The sequence below is a fragment of the Paenibacillus sp. 2TAF8 genome (assembly GCF_052114825.1).
Classification (GTDB): domain Bacteria; phylum Bacillota; class Bacilli; order Paenibacillales; family Paenibacillaceae; genus Paenibacillus.
In genome coordinates this window covers 48,913-68,544 of the sequence record NZ_JBFRFN010000014.1, presented here as the reverse complement: position 1 = coordinate 68,544, position 19,632 = coordinate 48,913, and the positions used below count along the sequence as shown (strand labels likewise).

Annotated in this window: 17 protein-coding genes and 1 pseudogene; 1 reads left to right on the top strand and 17 read right to left on the bottom strand. The window is 46.0% G+C overall.

All coding sequences use genetic code 11. The features are described 5' to 3' along the window. Window positions 1-75 precede the first annotated feature (75 nt). From fliE to AB4Z30_RS20030, 11 genes are all read right to left on the bottom strand, one after another. Window positions 76-390: a flagellar hook-basal body complex protein FliE gene (gene fliE, locus AB4Z30_RS20080; protein WP_441929256.1), complete on the bottom strand. Its 315-nt coding sequence runs from the start codon at window positions 388-390 to the stop codon at window positions 76-78. 53 nt (window positions 391-443) lie between these two features. Then, entirely contained in the window at window positions 444-896 is a 453-nt protein-coding gene (gene flgC / locus AB4Z30_RS20075; RefSeq protein WP_441929255.1) for a flagellar basal body rod protein FlgC, read from the bottom strand. Window positions 897-901: 5 nt separating this feature from the next. Beyond that, the gene (gene flgB, locus AB4Z30_RS20070) at window positions 902-1,309 is read right to left on the bottom strand and encodes a flagellar basal body rod protein FlgB (RefSeq protein WP_441929254.1); all 408 of its coding nucleotides are present in this window, start codon (window positions 1,307-1,309) and stop codon (window positions 902-904) included. Window positions 1,310-2,310: 1,001 nt separating this feature from the next. Further along, window positions 2,311-3,717 (bottom strand): ATP-dependent protease ATPase subunit HslU, encoded by a 1,407-nt coding sequence (gene hslU, locus AB4Z30_RS20065; RefSeq protein WP_441929253.1) that lies wholly within the window; start codon window positions 3,715-3,717, stop codon window positions 2,311-2,313. Window positions 3,718-3,833: 116 nt separating this feature from the next. Continuing rightward, the gene (gene hslV, locus AB4Z30_RS20060; protein ID WP_090923879.1) at window positions 3,834-4,376 is read right to left on the bottom strand and encodes an ATP-dependent protease subunit HslV; all 543 of its coding nucleotides are present in this window, start codon (window positions 4,374-4,376) and stop codon (window positions 3,834-3,836) included. Window positions 4,377-4,401: 25 nt separating this feature from the next. Next, window positions 4,402-5,742 carry an FADH(2)-oxidizing methylenetetrahydrofolate--tRNA-(uracil(54)-C(5))-methyltransferase TrmFO gene (trmFO, locus tag AB4Z30_RS20055; RefSeq protein WP_441929252.1) on the bottom strand — a complete coding sequence of 447 codons (1,341 nt, stop codon included), beginning with the start codon at window positions 5,740-5,742 and terminating at the stop codon, window positions 4,402-4,404. A gap of 22 nt (window positions 5,743-5,764) precedes the next feature. Next, window positions 5,765-7,864, bottom strand: a complete 2,100-nt coding sequence (gene topA, locus AB4Z30_RS20050) for a type I DNA topoisomerase (protein WP_441929251.1) — start codon at window positions 7,862-7,864, stop codon at window positions 5,765-5,767. A gap of 329 nt (window positions 7,865-8,193) precedes the next feature. Further along, on the bottom strand, window positions 8,194-9,324 hold the full coding sequence (dprA, locus tag AB4Z30_RS20045; RefSeq protein ID WP_441929250.1) for a DNA-processing protein DprA: 1,131 nt from the start codon (window positions 9,322-9,324) through the stop codon (window positions 8,194-8,196). A 242-nt stretch (window positions 9,325-9,566) separates the two neighbouring features. Continuing rightward, window positions 9,567-10,496 (bottom strand): succinate--CoA ligase subunit alpha, encoded by a 930-nt coding sequence (sucD, locus tag AB4Z30_RS20040; protein WP_090923883.1) that lies wholly within the window; start codon window positions 10,494-10,496, stop codon window positions 9,567-9,569. A gap of 63 nt (window positions 10,497-10,559) precedes the next feature. After that, a complete protein-coding gene (gene sucC, locus AB4Z30_RS20035) occupies window positions 10,560-11,720 on the bottom strand; it encodes an ADP-forming succinate--CoA ligase subunit beta (protein ID WP_090923884.1) in 1,161 nt (386 codons plus the stop codon). A gap of 248 nt (window positions 11,721-11,968) precedes the next feature. Further along, complete coding sequence (locus tag AB4Z30_RS20030; protein WP_441929249.1) at window positions 11,969-12,424, bottom strand: MarR family winged helix-turn-helix transcriptional regulator; 456 nt, start codon at window positions 12,422-12,424, stop codon at window positions 11,969-11,971. A 413-nt stretch (window positions 12,425-12,837) separates the two neighbouring features. On the opposite strand from AB4Z30_RS20030, the gene AB4Z30_RS20025 reads away from it, so the two are divergent. Further along, entirely contained in the window at window positions 12,838-14,448 is a 1,611-nt protein-coding gene (locus tag AB4Z30_RS20025; protein ID WP_441929248.1) for a YifB family Mg chelatase-like AAA ATPase, read from the top strand. Window positions 14,449-14,776: 328 nt separating this feature from the next. Here the strand turns inward: AB4Z30_RS20025 and tnpA are convergent. The 6 genes and pseudogenes from tnpA to AB4Z30_RS19995 form a co-directional block, all read right to left on the bottom strand. Continuing rightward, window positions 14,777-15,103 (bottom strand): annotated as a pseudogene (gene tnpA / locus AB4Z30_RS20020) (IS200/IS605 family transposase); the annotation flags it as partial. A 180-nt stretch (window positions 15,104-15,283) separates the two neighbouring features. Continuing rightward, a complete protein-coding gene (locus tag AB4Z30_RS20015) occupies window positions 15,284-15,835 on the bottom strand; it encodes a nitroreductase family protein (RefSeq protein WP_441929247.1) in 552 nt (183 codons plus the stop codon). Between the two features lie 263 nt (window positions 15,836-16,098). Then, window positions 16,099-16,497, bottom strand: coding sequence for a YraN family protein (locus tag AB4Z30_RS20010; protein WP_441929246.1), 399 nt, complete (start codon window positions 16,495-16,497; stop codon window positions 16,099-16,101). Then, on the bottom strand, window positions 16,491-16,802 hold the full coding sequence (locus tag AB4Z30_RS20005; RefSeq protein WP_441929245.1) for an EscU/YscU/HrcU family type III secretion system export apparatus switch protein: 312 nt from the start codon (window positions 16,800-16,802) through the stop codon (window positions 16,491-16,493). The genes AB4Z30_RS20010 and AB4Z30_RS20005 overlap by 7 nt, the downstream gene beginning before the upstream one ends. Further along, window positions 16,799-18,883 (bottom strand): DNA ligase, encoded by a 2,085-nt coding sequence (locus AB4Z30_RS20000; RefSeq protein ID WP_441929244.1) that lies wholly within the window; start codon window positions 18,881-18,883, stop codon window positions 16,799-16,801. Before AB4Z30_RS20000 ends, AB4Z30_RS20005 begins: the two co-directional genes overlap by 4 nt. Window positions 18,884-18,913: 30 nt before the next feature. Beyond that, on the bottom strand, window positions 18,914-19,618 hold the full coding sequence (locus AB4Z30_RS19995; RefSeq protein ID WP_441929243.1) for a ribonuclease HII: 705 nt from the start codon (window positions 19,616-19,618) through the stop codon (window positions 18,914-18,916). Window positions 19,619-19,632: the final 14 nt, after the last annotated feature.

Here is a 19,632-nt window from a genome sequence, read left to right as displayed (position 1 = left end):
TCCTAGCTTTGATCAGGAGCAGCATCGCAGCTGCTTGTCGTAATGATCAGCGCTACAGTGTGCGCAAATGAACTCTTATAATTGCGTGCGCATAACCTCTTGATATGCCTCAACCACTTTGTTGCGTACCTGAGTGGTGAATTGCAGACTAAGCAGAGCTTGTTCCGAAGCAATCAACACCTGATCTACATTCGCCTTGCCTACCAAAAATTGATTTGACATTTCATGCGCCTGAGTTTCCTGTGCTGCGACAGAACCCAACGCATTTTGTAAGTATGTACCGAAGCTCTGAATGCTTTCGGCTGGTGTAGAAGGTTTGTTTTCAGTCGCCGCGCTCTTCATCTGCAACGGCTGAACTCCCTGAGTGTTAAACATATTGTTCTGAATCATGAATGTCCCTCCCCTTATCTCTTCTATTTATTGGTTGTCGAAGGATGCAACAGTTAGCCTTTTCCAATTTCCAGTGCTTTGGAAATCATCGCCTTCGTTGAATTCAGTGCAGTAACGTTAGCCTCATAAGAACGCGAAGCCGAGATCATATCGACCATCTCTTTTGCAATATCCACATTAGGCATGAATACATAACCTTCTGCATTGGCATCCGGATGAGTCGGGTCATAGACCGGTTTGAAAGGTGACTGATCATCCCGAATCTCAGTTACTCTGACTCCGTCACCTGAACCTCCGCCACGCATCTGATTTTGCAGCATCGTACTAAAGGACGGTTTATTCGGTTCAAGCACCACCATTTTCCGTTTGTACGGAACTGCGACCCCATTCGACATGCTCGCGCGCGTGGTTTCAGCATTGGCAATATTGGAAGAAATGACGTCCATACGCAAACGTTGAGCCGTAAGAGCCGAGGCACTGATTCCAAAACTGTTGCTAATGTTCAACGTGGTTATCTCCCTTCTACGCCTACTCGCATCATTTTAATTTGTTCGTTAACCTGCTGAATATAAGCGTTATAACGCAACTGATTGTCCGCCAGAAGGCTCATTTCTCTATCGATGTCCACGTTGTTCTGGTTGTTATTCATGGAGGTGGACTGGTCCATATTAACTACTGGTGTTGGTACTGAAGAGGAAGGACCTATGACAATGTGCCTCGGATCCGTTACTTTACCTTTAAGAACAGGCAAATCACCGTTCATCTGTTCCTGTAACATTTCTTCAAAAGAAACGTCTGATCGCTTGAAATACGGGGTGTCAGCGTTCGCTACGTTGTCAACAATCGTTCGTTGTCTCATGTTCGACGCATCGAGTGCACCTTGTAATCTTTTAAAGCTAATATCATTTAAAAGATTCACGATACCCCTCCTCTCATTAGTATATATGGAAAAAGATTGAATCATTTTGTGCGAAAATACTGTTGTTTTTTCGACAAAAACATTCGTGTTTACACGGTTTTCTAGGACTTAAGTAGAATTAACTCTGATGTTGTCGTATAACATAAGTTTCTTCGAGTTTGGGATATATTACAATAAGAAAAAAGCCCTATCTTTTCTGAAAGAGAGGGCTTTTTGTGTATTTTCTGCAAATTATGATTTTTTTCGTAAATATTCAGTCCCAAATCAAAAATGTGTTAACAATCTAGTGGTCCATCCTTAAACATTCTTAAAATAAAACTCATTTTCCCTGCTTGCTTTTCGGTCTAAACACATCCAAATGCACGCTACTTGAGAAGGATAAATGTTTGTTAAGTTTAGCATTTTTTACCGCCACATTAAGGTTTTAAGCTCATAACAAAATGTAATTTTATGAAGTCAAATCTGTTTTTTTCCGTGTTTCATGTATAAGAATTCATTGGATACCTCATTTTTCACGCAACACTTTCTTAACAATTGTATGGGTCACTACTAATTTATAATTGTAAATCAATTGATGCCTTCTCCGTTTTCCACAAAACGACGTTTTGCGTATTTGCGCAAGTTTTCTCAGTTAGAATACATAACAACAGATAACATTTAAATAATTAAAATTCTTTTAATGGAAATACATGGTGGATGAAAAATGAGAATGCCCACTAATCCACTACCCTTTATATCAATACTTATGCGGCACAAGTCCTAGATTCTAGCACCAATGATTACCACTACTCTTTTATCGGTCTAATGATCGAAAACTGTTAGATGATAATAAAATAAAAGGGTTGTACTGATAAACAGAACATCTGCACAGCATAATCTGCAATAAATACAGAACATGTTGATGAATGCCCCTGCTTCTCAGGTACAACCCTATTTTCCAATTAAAATAATGATCTTATGACTTGGTATAGTTACATAGACTTAAACGCAGATGACTATGATTAAAGAATATACTGGCTTAAATCCCGATCAGTTGCGATATCATTTAACTTTTCACGTACATACTCCGGTGTAATCACCATGCGCTCTAGCGTAAGCTCAGGAGCCTCAAAGGACAAATCCTCCAAAAGTTTCTCCAAAATAGTGTGCAGACGACGAGCCCCAATATTCTCTGTATTTTGGTTCACTGATTCCGCCAGTTTGGCAATCTCCCTGATCGCCTCTTCAGAAAACTCAATCTCAATATTCTCTGTTCGGAGCAAATCAACATATTGCTTCGTTAGCGCATTCTGAGGTTCGGTCAGGATAGAAACAAACTCCTCCAGAGTAAGACTGTTCAACTCTACACGAATAGGGAAACGGCCCTGAAGCTCAGGAATCAGATCCGAAGGTTTGGCCACATGGAATGCACCTGCCGCCATAAACAAAATGTAATCCGTTTTGACAGGCCCATACTTGGTCATCACCGTCGAACCTTCTACAATCGGTAGAATATCACGCTGAACACCCTCACGGGAGACATCCGGGCCACTTCCGCGGCCTTGACTGGCTACCTTGTCGATCTCATCGATGAAGATAATGCCTGTCTGTTCTGCGCGTCTTATGGACTCCTGCGTCACATCATCCATGTCAATTAATTTGCTCGCTTCTTCCTGGATAAGCACTTTACGAGCTTCCTTAATGGCCAGTTTACGTTTCTTCGTACGACGCGGAAGCAGGCTACCAAACATCTCTTGCATATTCATGCCCATCTGATCATTACCCTGACCAGCAAACATATCCATCATGTTCGGTGTACTGTCTTCTACATCAATTTCAATAATGTCATCCTCCAGTTTACCAGACAACAGATCAAATCTGATTTTACGACGACGTTCCGCAACACCTGAATCGGGTTCTGGCTCTTCTTGCTCCTGAGCAGTATTTCCATTCCCGTTATTACCAAAGATCATCTCAAACGGATTACGCTGGCTTTTGGACTTAGACTGGGAAGGAGCCAAAATATGTACGATGCGCTCATTAGCCGCTTCTTCCGCTTTATCCTTCACTTTTTCAGTGCGCTCCAGCTTGACCATACGCAGAGATGTTTCGATCAAGTCCCGAACCATGGATTCTACATCACGCCCAACATATCCCACTTCGGTAAACTTGGTAGCTTCAACTTTGACAAAAGGCGCCCCTACCAGTTTCGCTAGACGACGTGCAATCTCCGTTTTACCAACACCCGTAGGTCCAATCATCAATATATTTTTAGGTACGATATCATCCTGTGTATGTTCTGGTAAAAGGCTGCGCCGATAGCGATTACGAAGCGCTACTGCTACTGATTTTTTTGCCTGTTTTTGACCTACGATGTATTTATCAAGTTCGGTAACAATCTGTCTTGGCGTTAAGGCTTGAGTGTTCATATGCTTCCCTCCTGCAAATATGTTTACATCCATTTCGCTGCAAGAACAAAGAATCTCCTTAACGTAGACCGGAGCAGATGCAGCATCATGATCCTGTACGGGAGATTTCTTCGTTCTTACAATTCTTCGACGATAATATTACTATTCGTGTATACACAAAGCTCTGAAGCCACCTGAAGAGACTCACGCGCGATATCTTTTGCTTCCATCTGTCCAGCATGACGTTTAAGTGCCCGCGCAGCTGAGAGAGCAAAATTACCGCCTGAACCGATCGCAATGATATCATCATCCGGCTCAATAATCTCGCCACCACCTGAAATAAGCAGCATTCCTGTTTTGTCCATTACAATCAGCAATGCTTCGAGTTTCCGCAGAATCCGATCTTGCCGCCAGTCCTTCGCAAGCTCTACCGCAGCCCGCTGCAAATTCCCATGATGTTCTTCCAGTTTACCTTCAAATTTCTCAAACAGGGTAATCGCATCGGCCACTGAACCTGCAAATCCGGCAACAACCTGTCCACGATATAAACGTCTTACTTTTTTGGCTGTGTTCTTCATTACAACGCTCTGGCCCATGGTTACCTGACCATCGCCCGCAATCGCAGCCTTGCCATTATGACGAACAGCACAGATCGTTGTAGCATGAAATGACATATCCATAATATCAGCTCCCCCCACGAATAATTTATACGCGTTCCGGAACGGTTAGACCTTCTGAAGCAGCAAATCTGGCGATCCCATCCAGTGCACGGTTAGCAAGTGCTTCATTTTTTTCTTTTTTGTTACGTATTCTAGTTTCCAACTTCGGTAGCAAACCAAAATTAGCATTCATTGGTTGGAAGTGCTTGAAATCTGCAGTCGTAATATATTGAGCCATGCTGCCTAATGTAGTTTCCACAGGCAGGACGACAAGTTCCTGCCCGAGCGCCGCTTTAGCTGCGTTCATCCCAGCAATAAGGCCGGATGCTGCTGATTCAACATATCCTTCTACTCCTGTCATCTGACCAGCAAAGAACAGATTAGGACGTTCCTTAAACTGGTACGTTGGACGAAGCAGTTTCGGCGAATTAATAAATGTATTCCGGTGCATAACACCGTAACGAACGAACTCTGCATTCTCAAGACCTGGAATCAAAGAGAAGACACGCTTCTGTTCTCCCCATTTCAGATGGGTTTGAAAACCAACCAAGTTATACAACGTGCCCGCCGCATTATCCTGTCTGAGTTGCACTACAGCATGAGGCAATTCACCTGTATGCGGGTTAAGCAGACCTACCGGTTTCATTGGACCAAACAACGCCGTTTGTTTACCCCGTTTCATCATGACTTCAATGGGCATGCAACCTTCGAAATAGATTTCTTTTTCGAATTCTTTAAGCTGTGCAACCTCCGCGGTAATAAGAGCTTCATAAAAAATGTCAAACTCTTCCTCCGTCATTGGACAGTTCAGATAAGCCGCTTCTCCTTTGTCATAACGAGAGGCAAGATATACCTTGTTCATATCGATTGAATCTTTTTCAATGATCGGAGCAGCAGCATCATAGAAATAGAAGTATTCCTCACCCATCAATGCCTTAATCTGCTCGGACAATGCTGGCGAAGTCAATGGACCAGTCGCAACAACAACAATCCCGTCCTCTGGAAGTGAAGTAAGTTCTTCGTTTACTACTTCAATAAGTGGATGCTGATGCAGGGTTGATGTAATCTCACCCGAGAAACCGTCCCGGTCAACAGCTAGTGCTCCACCTGCCGGTACAGCATGTCGATCGGCTGCACCCAGCACGAGCGAGTTCAACATTCTCATTTCTTCTTTCAACACGCCAACTGCATTAGCCAATCCATTGGCACGCAGAGAGTTACTGCAGACGAGTTCTGCAAACTTATCCGTATGATGAGCCGGCGTTTTGACAACCGGTCTCATCTCATACAATTTCACACGTACACCGCGGCTGGCAATCTGCCATGCTGCTTCTGATCCAGCCAGTCCGGCACCGATAACCGTTACTACTTGTTGTTCACTTGTCAAAATCGTTTACCCCCATAATATGCTAATCCGTTGATTCATCATCCGGCTCTTCTACCGGCTCCTGATGATCACATGAAGTACATTGTAATCTTGTCCCTTTTTTGTTCCGTTTCTCAATCATTAACGATCCGCAGCTTGGACAAGGCTTAGCTGAAGGTCTATCCCATGAAACAAAATCACATTCCGGATATTTGTCACAACCATAGAATATACGACCTTTTTTACTTCGCCGTTCTACGACATGCCCTTCCTTACACTTCGGACAAGTTACACCGATATCTTTAATGATTGGTTTCGTATTGCGGCAGTCAGGGAATCCTGAGCATGCGAGGAATTTCCCAAAACGACCTAGTTTATAAACGAGAGGCTTGCCACATTTCTCACAGATCTCATCCGATACCTCGTCTTCAATCTCGATCTCTTTCATTTCTTCTTCGGCGAACTCCAGCCGTTTCTCGAAAGATTCATAGAATTCAGCCAGCACTTTAACCCAGTCTTCAGAGCCTTCCTCCACATGGTCGAGATCGCCTTCCATGTTAGCGGTAAACTCAACATTCAGAATTTCCGGAAAAAACTCTTCCATCTGTTCGATGACCAGCTCTCCCAGCTCTGTCGGCATAAATTTCTTCTCTTCGATCGCAACATATCCGCGTTTCTGAATGGTCTCCAGTGTCGGCGCATAAGTACTCGGTCTACCTATACCGAGCTCTTCCAAGGTTTTAACCAGCCGTGCTTCTGTATAACGGGGTGGAGGCTGCGTAAAGTGCTGTTTAGGCTCGATCTCCTGCTTTTCCAGCACGTCCCCGCTTTTGAGTGGAGGCAGCAAACGATCTTCCTCTGTTGTACCATCGTCGTTACCTTCAACATACACTTTCATGAATCCCTGGAAGCACACCTTGGAACCTGCTGCACGGAAAATCGTATCTCCAGCAGCAATATCTACCGAAAGTGTATCCAAAATAGCAGAAGACATCTGACTTGCTACAAAACGTTCCCAAATTAACTTGTATAAACGGAACTGATCGCGACTCATGAACGATTTAATCGAATCTGGATCACGCAAAATGGAAGTTGGACGAATTGCTTCGTGCGCATCCTGCGCGTTTGAAGCCTTTTTGGAGTAATTCCGCGGGCTCTCGGGTGCAAACGTCTCCCCATACTTGCCAATGATGTATTCTTTCGCTTCTTCCTGTGCGGAAACGGCGATACGAGTCGAGTCTGTACGCATATACGTAATGAGACCGACTGTGCCTTCTTTTCCAAGATCTACACCTTCATAAAGCTGTTGTGCAACAGACATCGTCTTGGAAGCCCGAAAATTAAGTTTACGTGCCGCTTCCTGTTGCAGTGAACTTGTCGTAAATGGCGCAGAAGGATTGCGCGTGCGCTCCTTCTCTTTCACTTCCTTGATCGTAAAGTCGGCGCCTTCGATCTGTTTCAGAATCGCTTGGACTTCCTCTTCACTGCCAAGCTCGGTTTTGGTTCCGTTTAACTTATGAAACTTCGCTTCAAACGGATTGCCATCGGCACTCAGTTTGGCAGTAATGCTCCAGTACTCTTCCGGTTCGAATTCATCAATCTCATTTTCACGATCCAAAATAATTTTGACCGCAACGGATTGAACACGTCCCGCAGATAACCCTTTTTTCACTTTCTTCCATAAGAGTGGACTGATCTTATATCCAACGAGCCGATCCAGAATCCGTCTGGCTTGTTGAGCGTTGACCAAATCCATATTAATTTTACGCGGCGTTTTGAAAGCGTCCTTAACCGCCTGTTTGGTGATTTCATTAAATACGACCCGGCAATCAGCCGTGTCATCCAGTTCAAGCGCGTGTGCCAAGTGCCAGGCAATGGCTTCACCCTCACGATCCGGGTCAGCTGCGAGATACACTTTTTTCACTTTTTTACGTGCATCCTTAAGTTCCTTCAGTACTGAACCTTTACCGCGGATCGTAATATATTTCGGATTAAAATCATTCTCTACCTCAACGCCGATCTGACTCTTTGGCAAATCACGTACATGTCCCATCGAAGCTTTCACGATGAACTTGCTGCCTAAATATTTGCCTATCGTCTTCGCCTTTGAGGGCGACTCCACGATTACGAGTGCATCCGCCATAGGTTCATCCTCCTCTCAGTCATGAAACTGTTTCTTGCTATATAAGTTGAATTTAAGATTTCACACTAAACACTCCGATGACAGAATAACCTTCCGATCGCTGTTATCCCCAGATTTTTTATTCCTTTATTCAAGGTTAAAATCCAGTGATAAGCTTATGCTTCCGATGCAGCTTTCTTTCAGAAAGCTTTTAGGCGAACACTTCGTTTCTTCAGGTTTTTTCTGTCCTCTCCGTTGTTGTGTAAGTTAAGCGTTCAAATTATATAGTTAAATACTTCACTTCATACTTCGTATTATATACTCCACATACTGCACAGGTTGCAGCATCGTCATACCCTAGCATATTTGGTTCCTGGTAATTGGCTAATCTGCTTTTTTATGATTAAAGATAACAGAACTGAATGTAAATGTCCAAAATCCCAACCTAACCGATCAATCAGTTGGTCCAAAGATTGCTCTTCCTGCTCAAGTAAAACGATAATACGTTGTTCATCTGTAGAAAGCTCTATATCTGGAAACAAACCTTGCTCTGCTGGTCCCGAGTTTTCTGCCGAACGTCCTCTATTGTAAGGAAGTTGTTCTGCATTTTGCAAGTCCAAATGGTACTCTTCCAATAAATCAGCCACACAAGTGACTAATTTGGCACCCTGCCTTATTAAATTATGTGCCCCTCGACTCTTCGGAGAAGTAATCGGCCCTGGAACAGCAAATACATCTCTGCCTGCCTCGAGTGCTGCATCCGCGGTAATGAGTGAACCACTTCGTATATCCGCTTCTACAACGAGCGTCCCCAATGTTAATCCTGCGATAATCCGGTTTCGCTCAGGAAAAAGCCCCTGACGAGCCCTCGTTCCCAGAGGGTATTCAGACAAAAGCAGACCCGTTTCCGCAATTTGTTCTGCAAGACTCGTATTTTCAGGTGGATAAACCGTATCTACCCCTGTACCAAAAACAGCAATGGTTTTACCACCAGCTCTTAATACAGCTTCATGACACACGCGATCAATCCCCCTGGCAAGTCCACTTACAATGGTTAACCCCGCTTGAGACAATTGTTCAGCAAGCCTTTCACCAACCTTACGCCCATAAACTGTTGGCATACGTGTCCCAACCATCGCAATTGAAGGTGTATTCAATAACTCAATGTCTCCTCGAGCATACATAATCCAAGGTGGCTGGACGGTTTCCTTCATTAATATGGGATAATTCGAATCCAGATAAGTAATAACCTCGATTCCACGATCATAAACCTGTTCTCTTCTGCTTTCAATCCAGTTGGCATTAAAACCCTTCGTCAAACGAGCTGCCTGATCTTTTCTAAGTCCAGCCGCAATCCAGTCTCCTTCCTCATAATAAAGCAGTTCCTGCAGCGAGTGCTGGCCTGTCATCAATTTAGAAATACTTTTCTTCCCAATGCCATCCATTTCATAAAGCCCAAACAAAATCCAACGTTCTTCCATGTTTCTACCTCCCGTAAAGGAGAGAAAAACTCCCCTCATATTGTGTGATAATCAACGATAAAATGCAAGCGGTTGCACTAATTGCACCTTGAAGCTCATCTGCATTTCTTAAAAAAACGCAAAAAAGCAACCCTTCGCCCTATTAAAAGGACAAAAGGTTGCTTACCTTTACCGTCTGCTGAATCAACGACTCCAGAAATGAGTCATTTCCGAGCTGTTTCTTCTATTATAACGGAATAGGATTAATGTGTCGTGCACAAATTCAAGATACCACGTTCTTCAAGCACACTCACCAATGTAGAGCCCATTTCAGCCGGTGTTGGAGCAACTTTGATACCGCATGATTCCAGCTTTGCAATTTTCTCTTTGGCAGTTCCTTTACCGCCAGAAATAATTGCACCCGCATGACCCATACGTTTGCCTGGAGGCGCTGTAACACCACCGATGAATCCTACCACCGGTTTAGTCATGTTAGCTGCCACCCATTCTGCTGCATCCTCTTCCGCAGTACCACCGATCTCACCAATCATGATGACAGCGTGCGTCTGTGGATCTTCATTGAAACGTTTCAAGATATCGATGAACTCGGAGCCCTTAACTGGGTCTCCCCCGATACCTACCGCAGAAGATTGGCCAATGCCACGAGTTGTAAGCTGATGAACAGCCTCGTATGTCAGTGTTCCACTACGTGAAACGACGCCAACATGTCCTGGCATATGGATGTAACCAGGCATAATGCCGATCTTACACTCACCCGGAGTAATAACACCTGGACAGTTAGGACCAATCAATACTGTATTTTTTCCGTCCATGAAACGGTCTACTTTGACCATATCCAGAACCGGAATACCCTCAGTAATACAGATGACCAAATCTAGTTCTGCGTCAACGGCTTCCATGATGGAATCTGCTGCGAATGCAGGAGGAACATAGATGACGCTCGCTGTTGCGCCAGTAGCTTCCTTCGCTTCCTGCACCGTGTTGAATACCGGCAGGCTGACTACTGAACCGTCTTCCAGCGTGATGTCAACATTGGTTCCGCCTTTACCTGGCGTAACACCGCCTACCATCTGGGTTCCATAGTCCAATGCGCCCTTCGTGTGGAACATTCCCGTTGAACCCGTAATGCCTTGCGTAATGACTTTTGTATTTTTATCGATCAAAATACTCACGTTGCTTCACATCCTTACGGTTATTTTTCAATTCCCGGACAGCTCCGGTACGAAGGAATGAACCTATTTTACGAGGGCAACAATTTTCTGTGCTCCATCGGCCATGGAATCAGCAGGAACGATATTCAGGCCGGATTCACCCAAAATGCGTTTTCCCAGTTCCACGTTAGTTCCTTCAAGACGAACAACCAGCGGTTTGGTCAGGCCAAGCTGCTTCGCGGCTTCAACAACCCCGTTGGCAATGACATCACAACGCATGATACCACCGAAGATGTTAACAAAGATTCCGGCTACTTTGGCATCAGACAGAATGATCTTGAATGCTTCTGTAACTTTCTCTGTTGTTGCACCGCCCCCAACATCAAGGAAGTTGGCCGGGTCTCCACCGTAATATTTAATGATGTCCATCGTAGCCATCGCAAGTCCCGCACCGTTAACCATACAGCCAATGTTGCCGTCAAGCGCTATGTAGCTGAGGTCGTATTTGGAAGCTTCGATTTCTTTTTCATCTTCCTCATCCAGGTCACGCAGTTCTTGAATGTCCTTGTGACGGAAGAGTGCGTTGGAGTCGAAATTCAGCTTCGCATCCAGCGCGATAACGTTTCCATCTCCGGTAACAACCAGCGGGTTGATCTCGGCAATAGAGCAATCTTTTTCGACAAATGCCTTGTACAATGCAAGCATGAACTTTACAGCTTTATTCACGAGTTCATTCGGAATGTTAATGCTGTAAGCCAGTTTGCGTGCCTGGAACACTTGCAACCCGATTGCAGGGTCAACTACCTCTTTGAAAATTTTCTCAGGTGTAGCTTCAGCGACTTCTTCGATCTCTGTACCGCCTTCTTCGGAAGCCATCATGACTACACGTCCTGTAGCACGATCGACAACAACACCCACATAATACTCTTTGCGGATATCGCATCCTTCTTCAATCAAAAGACGTTTCACTTCTTTACCTTCTGGTCCTGTTTGATGGGTTACTAATACTTTGCCCAAAATTTCGGATGCATAGGCACGAACTTCCTCAGTGCTCTTTGCTACTTTCACGCCGCCGGCTTTACCCCGACCCCCTGCGTGAATTTGCGCTTTAACAACAGTCACCGGACTGCCCAGTGCCTCTGCGGCCGCAACCGCTTCATCGACTGTATAAGCAACCTTTCCGTTTGGAACGGTAACTCCATACTGTTTCAGTACTTCTTTTCCTTGATATTCATGGATATTCATTCTCGAATCCTCCTATCAACATGACTGCAACAAGGCGGGCTGGTAGACGAACAAAAGACATATGTTGACTATTTTCACTTAAACCCAATTCATTGTAACATGTTTTTAAAACGCTTTCCTTAAAAAATTAATGGTTAATAGACAGCTTTTTGATATGGATATGATCCCTTTTTGTGAATGCTTGGATATATATGGAAAAACCTCAGCCGAATAGACTAAGGTTTTTCATCACGTAGAGACGTTTATTATTATTTTTTAGCGGTATTCATATTCGTTTCATGAACTTTTTCGAGCAAGCCTTTAAACTGTCCCAGCAAAGCCTCAAATTCTGTGCTGTTCAGGCATGCATCTCCCTGAATGGCATCAGGTATGGATAATGCTTTATTCTTAAGCTCACGTCCCGCATCGGTCAGTGTAATCATCACTTTACGCTCGTCTTGTGCAGAACGCTCACGATGGATGAACCCGGCTGTTTGCAAACGTTTAAGAAGAGGCGTCAGCGTACCTGAGTCGAGGTATAAAGCCTCACCGATTTCCTTCACCGTGCATTCCTTCCGCTCCCACAACACCATTAAAACCAGATATTGAGAGTACGTCACACCCAGCACCTCCAGATAGGGCTGGTACAATTTTGTGATTTCACGTGAACACGCGTATATGGCGAAGCATAATTGATTATCTAGCTTTAAACGGTCTGTTTGCATGTTATCTGTCTCACCTACCTAATATACTTTAAATTAGTTGTTTTAGGGTTTAAATATACTTCTCTACCATTGTTTATGGCGATTGGAGTTCCCCTTCTTAGTATATTATCACAAAATAGATTAAAAAAAGAATAATTGAGCACAAATTATTTTACTTTGTTATTTAATCACGTTAAATTAAGTTGTATAAAATATAATTACAGGTGGCCAAATATAACAAAACAATCGATTTACTCATGTAAGTTCGAAAAGGACAATTCAGGAATAGGGGAAACCTATTGTTGCACATTCATGCCGGGTTGACGCTCTGATTCCTTTTATATAAAATGCTAGTAGAAGCTGAGGAAGCACCTTAATTCGAGACTGGCTCGCCATGTGCGAAGCCTACAATTCGAGTGAGGTGTTTCTTTGTTATGTATGGAAAATTGTATAGCTCATGTCTGTACGGAATTGACGGCGTATTAATTGAGGTGGAAACGGATTTATCCAATGGTTTACCTCTAACTTCCATTATCGGACTACCTGATTCAGCGATCAGAGAAGCAGTGGAACGGGTTCGTGCAGCAATAAAAAACTGCGGTTATCAGTATCCTTTGCAGCGCATTACAATTAATCTGGCCCCGGCTGACCTGCGCAAGGAAGGTTCCTCCTTTGATCTTGCTATTGCAATCGCTCTACTTACGACCAGCGGGCAGGTTGTTCTGCCTCCACAAGAACGCACTTTGGTACTCGGGGAGCTGGCTCTGGATGGCTCAATTCGGCCTGTGCCGGGCATTTTATCCATGGTTGACCTGGCTAAAAGGCAAGGATTCACCTCTGTTCTTCTTCCTTATGAAAACGTGGAAGAGGCTTGTCTGATCCGCGACATCGGGATTTATGGGATTCGCCACTTGAAAGATCTGGCTCCTGATCCCACGAATACATCTCAATGTTTAAAGTCCAGCATAGCCGGGGAAGCAACAAAAGCAGGCCCTCTCATTTTAAGGGACTACAGTCATCTGCGTATCTCCGGTATGCCCGGTGGACGTTTAACTCAAGGGAGACTGACCTGCTCTTCCTCATCCGAAGACTACAGCGATGTGCTTGGACAACACCATGTTAAACGAGCACTGATGGTTGCCGCTGCCGGAATGCATAATATTATGCTAGTCGGCCCGCCTGGTACGGGTAAAACGATGTTGATCAAACGACTACCGACGATTTTGCCTCCTTTATCGGAAGAAGAAGCACTGGAAGTAACCAAAGTTCTAAGCGCAGCTGGTCATTTAAAAGAAGCTCCGCCTGGACTGATCGCAGACAGACCTTTTCGCTCGCCCCATCATACGATATCCACCTCGGGCCTGATTGGGGGCGGTGGGATTCCAAAGCCAGGAGAGGTCAGTCTCGCCCATCGTGGAATTTTGTTTCTCGATGAGTTGCCGGAATTTCAGCGTCAAGTTCTTGAAGTGTTGAGGCAGCCGCTTGAAGATCAAACGGTTACAATCAGTCGGGCAAGAGCTGCGTTCACATTCCCTGCACAATTCATGCTCGCATGTTCAATGAACCCATGCCCCTGCGGATATTTGTCGGCGCAGGCAGAGGAGCAACGCTGCATCTGCAGTCCAGCACGCGTCGCAGCATACCGGGCGAAAATTTCCGGCCCACTGCTGGATCGAATCGATCTGCAAGTCGAAGTCCCGCCGCCCGGAGATTGGCGTAAGTCAGGGACTTCCCCTTCTTCCGTCGAGATGCAGGCCAAGGTGATGACTGCTCATTCCATTCAGGCCAAACGTTATGCAAAGCGTTCCATCCGTTGGAACAGCCAGCTCTCCGGCACGTTTTTACGTAAAACCATTAATCTTCCTCATGAAGCAGAACAATTGTTGGATCAAACATTACAGACGCTGAATTTAAGCATGCGGGCTCATGACCGAATAATGAAAATGGCTCAAACCATCGCTGATTTGGATCATGAAGGTAAGATTTTGACTGCACATGTGGCGGAAGCGATCCAGTATCGTCAATTAGATTTGAGTTTATTTTAATGCTGATGTTCAGCTACTATATACAGCCGTATAAGAACTCTTTTTTCAATAAGTAATGAAGAGCACCTATACGGCCTGGTTGACATGAAGAAGCACTTCTAAAAGTGAGCCGGCAGGCAAACGTGATCATAAGATGTCAAAGCCGAAAGACAAGAAAACGATTAATAGAGATTATTTAAGCATGCTTGAGCAGGTTTTAAGCAGGTTTTAAGCAGAGCAGCTCATGACGTTACATTGTCCAGAATCTCAAGCGCTGCCCATCTTCAGCATTTGTCCTCTTTGATTGCGCTTTAATAAGTAGATTCTATTGCAAAATCAGGACCACCCGTTCTGCCCAAAACTTTCGATTGCCGTATTTATACTTGAGCTGGGCATGTTTCTCGAATATCATGAGTGAACTTTTTCCCTTTAGATATCCCATGAACGTGGAGACTGCCATTTTCGGTGGGATCGCTACCAACATGTGAACATGATCGGGCATCATGTGACCTTCTATAATTTCTACTCCCTTGTACTTACATAGACGTTTGAAAATTTTGATTAAATCTTTTCTCACTTGATTATAGATTTCTTTCCGTCTATACTTCGGGGTGAATACAATGTGGTATTTGCACATCCACTTTGTGTGAGCGAGGCTTTAGCTCTTGTTTGCCATCTAAGACCATTCCTTTCTTTTGAGCCTGAACATCTCAATTTTATCGGAATGGTCTTGGTGGTCAAACCACAGGTCCCTCCACCCGCATAGCGGGTGGTTTTTTGTTTCGCGCGTTTCACGCACTCAACTGGCTAAAGCCATAATAAAAAAGACCACATGAATGTGGTCTCTACTAATTTATTATTCAAATAACGTTAGCTTGTCCTTGGCAGGGGTACGCTCTTTCGCTGATGGAATGACGTCTGGATAACCCATATAGATCATGCCAATTATTTTTTCCCCAGCCTTGATGCCAAGTGACTTTCGAAACTTAGGTGCATATAAAAATGGTTTGGTTACCCAAAACGTACCAATCTTTTCACTCCATGCTGCGAGCATAAAGTTCTGGACCATAGCGCTAACCGCGGCAAAATCCTCATCCCAAATCGCTTGTCTCGGGTCTTCCTCCAGAACGACCAGCAAAACGGCAGGTACCTGCTGTACACTGGACGAATATTTGTTGTCCTCGCCCATCTCGCCTTCAATGGCCTCTGCGAGCTTTTTGCGTCCTTTGCCATTGAACAATACAAATCTCCATGGCTCACGCAATTTATGGTTAGGCGCCCAAACGGCTGTATCCAGCAAATCGATGATCTGCTCCGTTGGAACAGGCTCTTTTTTGAATTTTTTGACGGTGCGGCGATTCTCGATCGCATGACGGACTTCGTTGTTCGTCTCCTTCGTTTTACCCATGGGTCATGCCTCCCTCTCCAAATAGTACACGTCAGGTTACAGCCTCCATTATACACCCTTATGCTGAGAAGATTCAAAGAACGGGCAGATAACGAAAACTTCATTTTTTTCGCTAGTTCTGTGAAATTCAATATGACATGTGAACTTTCACATTGAAAAGGGAGAAACATTGTTATACCTTAGGAAACGGATAAAATTAAAAAAGATGAACTTTAGACAGTAGACTTGTCTAAAAGCTCATCCCTTTATCGTTTAACTCCAAGTTAAAATGCATTCTCTAGATGATTTACGGAGATAATCTCCCCTAGATGATTAATTATCACGCCAATTACGTCAAATCGAATCTGACGACGATGTTCTCCGCTCATTTGCATATAAACTGCTGCCGTTGAACGCACCTGTAGCATTTTACGCTGATCGACAGACTCTTGCGGGGTTCCGAACCCTGAATTGGAACTTCGGCTTCGAACCTCAACAAAAATCAACAAATCTTCAAAAGATGCGATAATGTCCACTTCACCACTACGACAACGCCAGTTCTGCTGAAGGATACAATACCCCTGTCCCAATAACCAGCGGCAAGCTTCCTCTTCGCCGATCTTTCCCTTTTGCTGACGAGTCAGCTTGCCTTCCGGCTTCCGTCCAGATCCCCGTTCTACCATGATTCGTCATCTCTACGGCCAGAGGCAAGCCGATCGGCTTGATAAACATAAGTAAGTACTTCTGCCACCAGCTGATACAGTTCAGCCGGAATCTGTTCATCCAAATCCAGTTTGGAGAGCACTTCCACAAGTGCCGCATCCTCCTGTACGGGTACGCCATTTTCCTTTGCCTTGTCTAGAATGGCTTCAGCTACTTTGCCTCGGCCTTTGGCTACGACGACAGGCGCTTCACTTTCCCCTGGAACATATTTTAGTGCAACTGCTTTTTTAGATAATAGATCCGGCTGCGGTGATTCCTCTTTCATACCTTGAAATCCACCCCTTTGTATCGCTCCGGGCTATAATCTGCTGCTGTCATCTTACGCTCCATGCCATGCTCCTGCCCTTCAGGCCAAGGTTCTGCACGGAAACTCAATAACTGATATCCAAGCTTGTCGAGTGATTGAAGGATCACTTCACGTCCACTCTCCAAAATCGCTCCCATTTCCTCACGATCATTAAGTACTCGCAAGCTGACAATATTATTTACTACATGTACATCGACAAGGGTATGTCCCAGACTTTTCATGTCCAGATCAAACAGCAAACGGCAATTGGACGCATCGAGTTCTCCGCGCTGACCGCGGCGTGACTGAATTTGCACAGAAGCTGTCTGTTCTCCATCCGGACCCGTGATGGGGATAAACCAGTGCATCTGTGCAAACGCAGCACCGCGATCCGTTGTAAGCAATAACTGCTGGCCTGTCAAATATTGTACAGCTTGATTGGCGGCATCTTTCAGCGCCGCCGGAGCACTGTCGCTGCTGGCAAGCTGCAGCAGCAAGCCCTTGAGCGAGTCCGCGTTTGTCGGACTCGCTGCCTCACCCACGCGCGGCTGCATCGCCGCGCCGTGAACGGCCTGCTGCTCGTGCTCCGCACCGAGCAGCTTCAGCACGCGCCCCACCCACGGGTCTCCCCCGTGGGTGACAGGCGCGTGCGCTGCCGCCGCTCCCGCAGGTGCGGCGGCAACACCGCCAGCCGGCGGCGCATCAGCGCCGGCTGGCAAGGTCTGCGGCGAGCCTGCGGCAGCCGCAGCCGTCTGGCCGCCCTGCTGCGCAGCAGGGGCGGCTTGGGCTGCCGCGCCCGGCAGTGCCGGTGCGGCAGTGGACGCGCTGCGCAGCGCGTCCAGCAGCGCCAGCAGCTTCGGCGCCAGCTGAGCTGGCGTAGGCGCCGCGGGCGCTGCTTGCCCTGCTGCGGACGCTGTCGCAGCCGCAGCAGGCGTGTCTGTAAGGCCGTCTGCACGCACGGCCGCCCCTTCTGGCTGGCCCACACTTGCGCGGCCAGCCGCAGCTTCTGCCGCCCCCGGTGTACCCGGGCGGCTCACAGCCTGGCCCGCATCAGTAGCACGCGGGCCCTCGCCTGGTATTCCGGTACCCGCCGGAATACCGGCATTCCCTTTGCCAGCTGTCTCAACCTGGCTGGCAACACCCTTCGCAGTAGCCTCAGCTCCTGACTGATTACCATTCGTCTGGCCTGCATTCAGCGGTACGTTATCTTTAACCTGCTGCTGTCTGCTTTCCCCTGTACCTTCCGCGCCAGCTGCCTGCGTGGTCTGAACCAGATTCGGCTGTGACGACAAAGGAGATGTAGCTGTTGGTCCAGTTCCCGGGCGGTTCACATTCCCCGCAACGACGCCTTCCTCCGGTTGAACAGCAACACTGGGAAGTGTTACAATCGCTGCCGCCTGTCCTGTTGCTGTTCCTGCTTTGGACCCTGCAGCTGCTTCTCCACCAGAAACCGATTTGCCTGACGCCTGAGCCAACAATGACTCAAGCTGATCCGTAAGACCACTTAACAACTGATGCAAAGGTGGCCCAAATACGGTCTGATGTAATCCTTTCACCGTTTCTGCTGTAACAGGAAGGCCCCGCTGAAAAGCAATCCCTGTCGCCTGTACCCATTCCTCCACAGGCACTTGTACAGGTTTGGCTGTCATCATATTTTGCACCATAGCTACATTATCCTTAGTCAGCGGAAGCCCACTGCGTTGCATGGCAAGGAGTAGTTCCCGATTGTCTTTAGTATCAGTCAAGCCTACTTCTTGCAATAAATTATTAAATGAAGCCTGCGGTATTTCTGCAAGAGAACCAGCAACAGGTTTCATTACGGTTATACCATTTTCTCCAGGAGGCTGAACCTGTAGAAGTGTCGTCTCACCAGGACGGAGCGGAGTCTCAAGTTTGGCACGCACCTGCACGCCTTGGATCTGGAGTACAGCCTCTCCTCCATCATCCGATACACTGACAACAGAGCCGCGAACGACCTGGCCTTCCTTTAGTTCAAGAGACTTGGCATTTCCGGGTTTATTGTCTCCCATTAAACCACGAATCATCGAGCTGATATTCACCGCGTCCCCATCCTTTCCGTTTCCTTTCAGTTAAAACAACGTTTGTTGTTCACCAAGTAAATTACCGAGAAAGCTACGTCGATGCATCGGAGTTGCCCCAAGCGCCATAATCCGTTCCCGATGAAATTGCGTTGCGTAGCCTTTATGTACAGAAAGACCATATTCAGGATATAATGAATCCCATTCTTCCTTGCACAGCCGATCTCTCGTTACCTTGGCAACAATTGAAGCAGCTGCGATAGATTGGCTGTTTGCATCCCCTTTAATGATTGACAATTGCGGTATATTCAAATCTACCTTTTCAGCATCTACCAGCATGTAATGAGGCATTACATCAAGTGCCTCTACCGCACGTTTCATCGCCAGTCTGGCGGCTTGCTTAATATTCAGACGATCAATTGTTTCCGCATCCGCATATCCTACCCCTACAGCCAGCGCATTTTCCATAATGATGTCATACAACATATCACGCTTCTTTTCCGATAGCTTTTTGGAATCATTGACCCCTTCCAAAATCAGCCCTTGGGGCAGGATCACAGCGGCCGCTACAACATCTCCAAACAAACATCCGCGTCCCACTTCATCGATTCCTACAATATATTCAAACCCGCTGCCCCAGTACTCCCTCTCATACAACAACAGATCCCGGGGTTCGCTAGCTTCTTTTTTCTTTTTCTTCGTCTTGCGCTGCTGATCTGGCAGTGCAAGCTCCGGCATTTCATGGTTTGCTGTCATTCTGTTCATCTCCC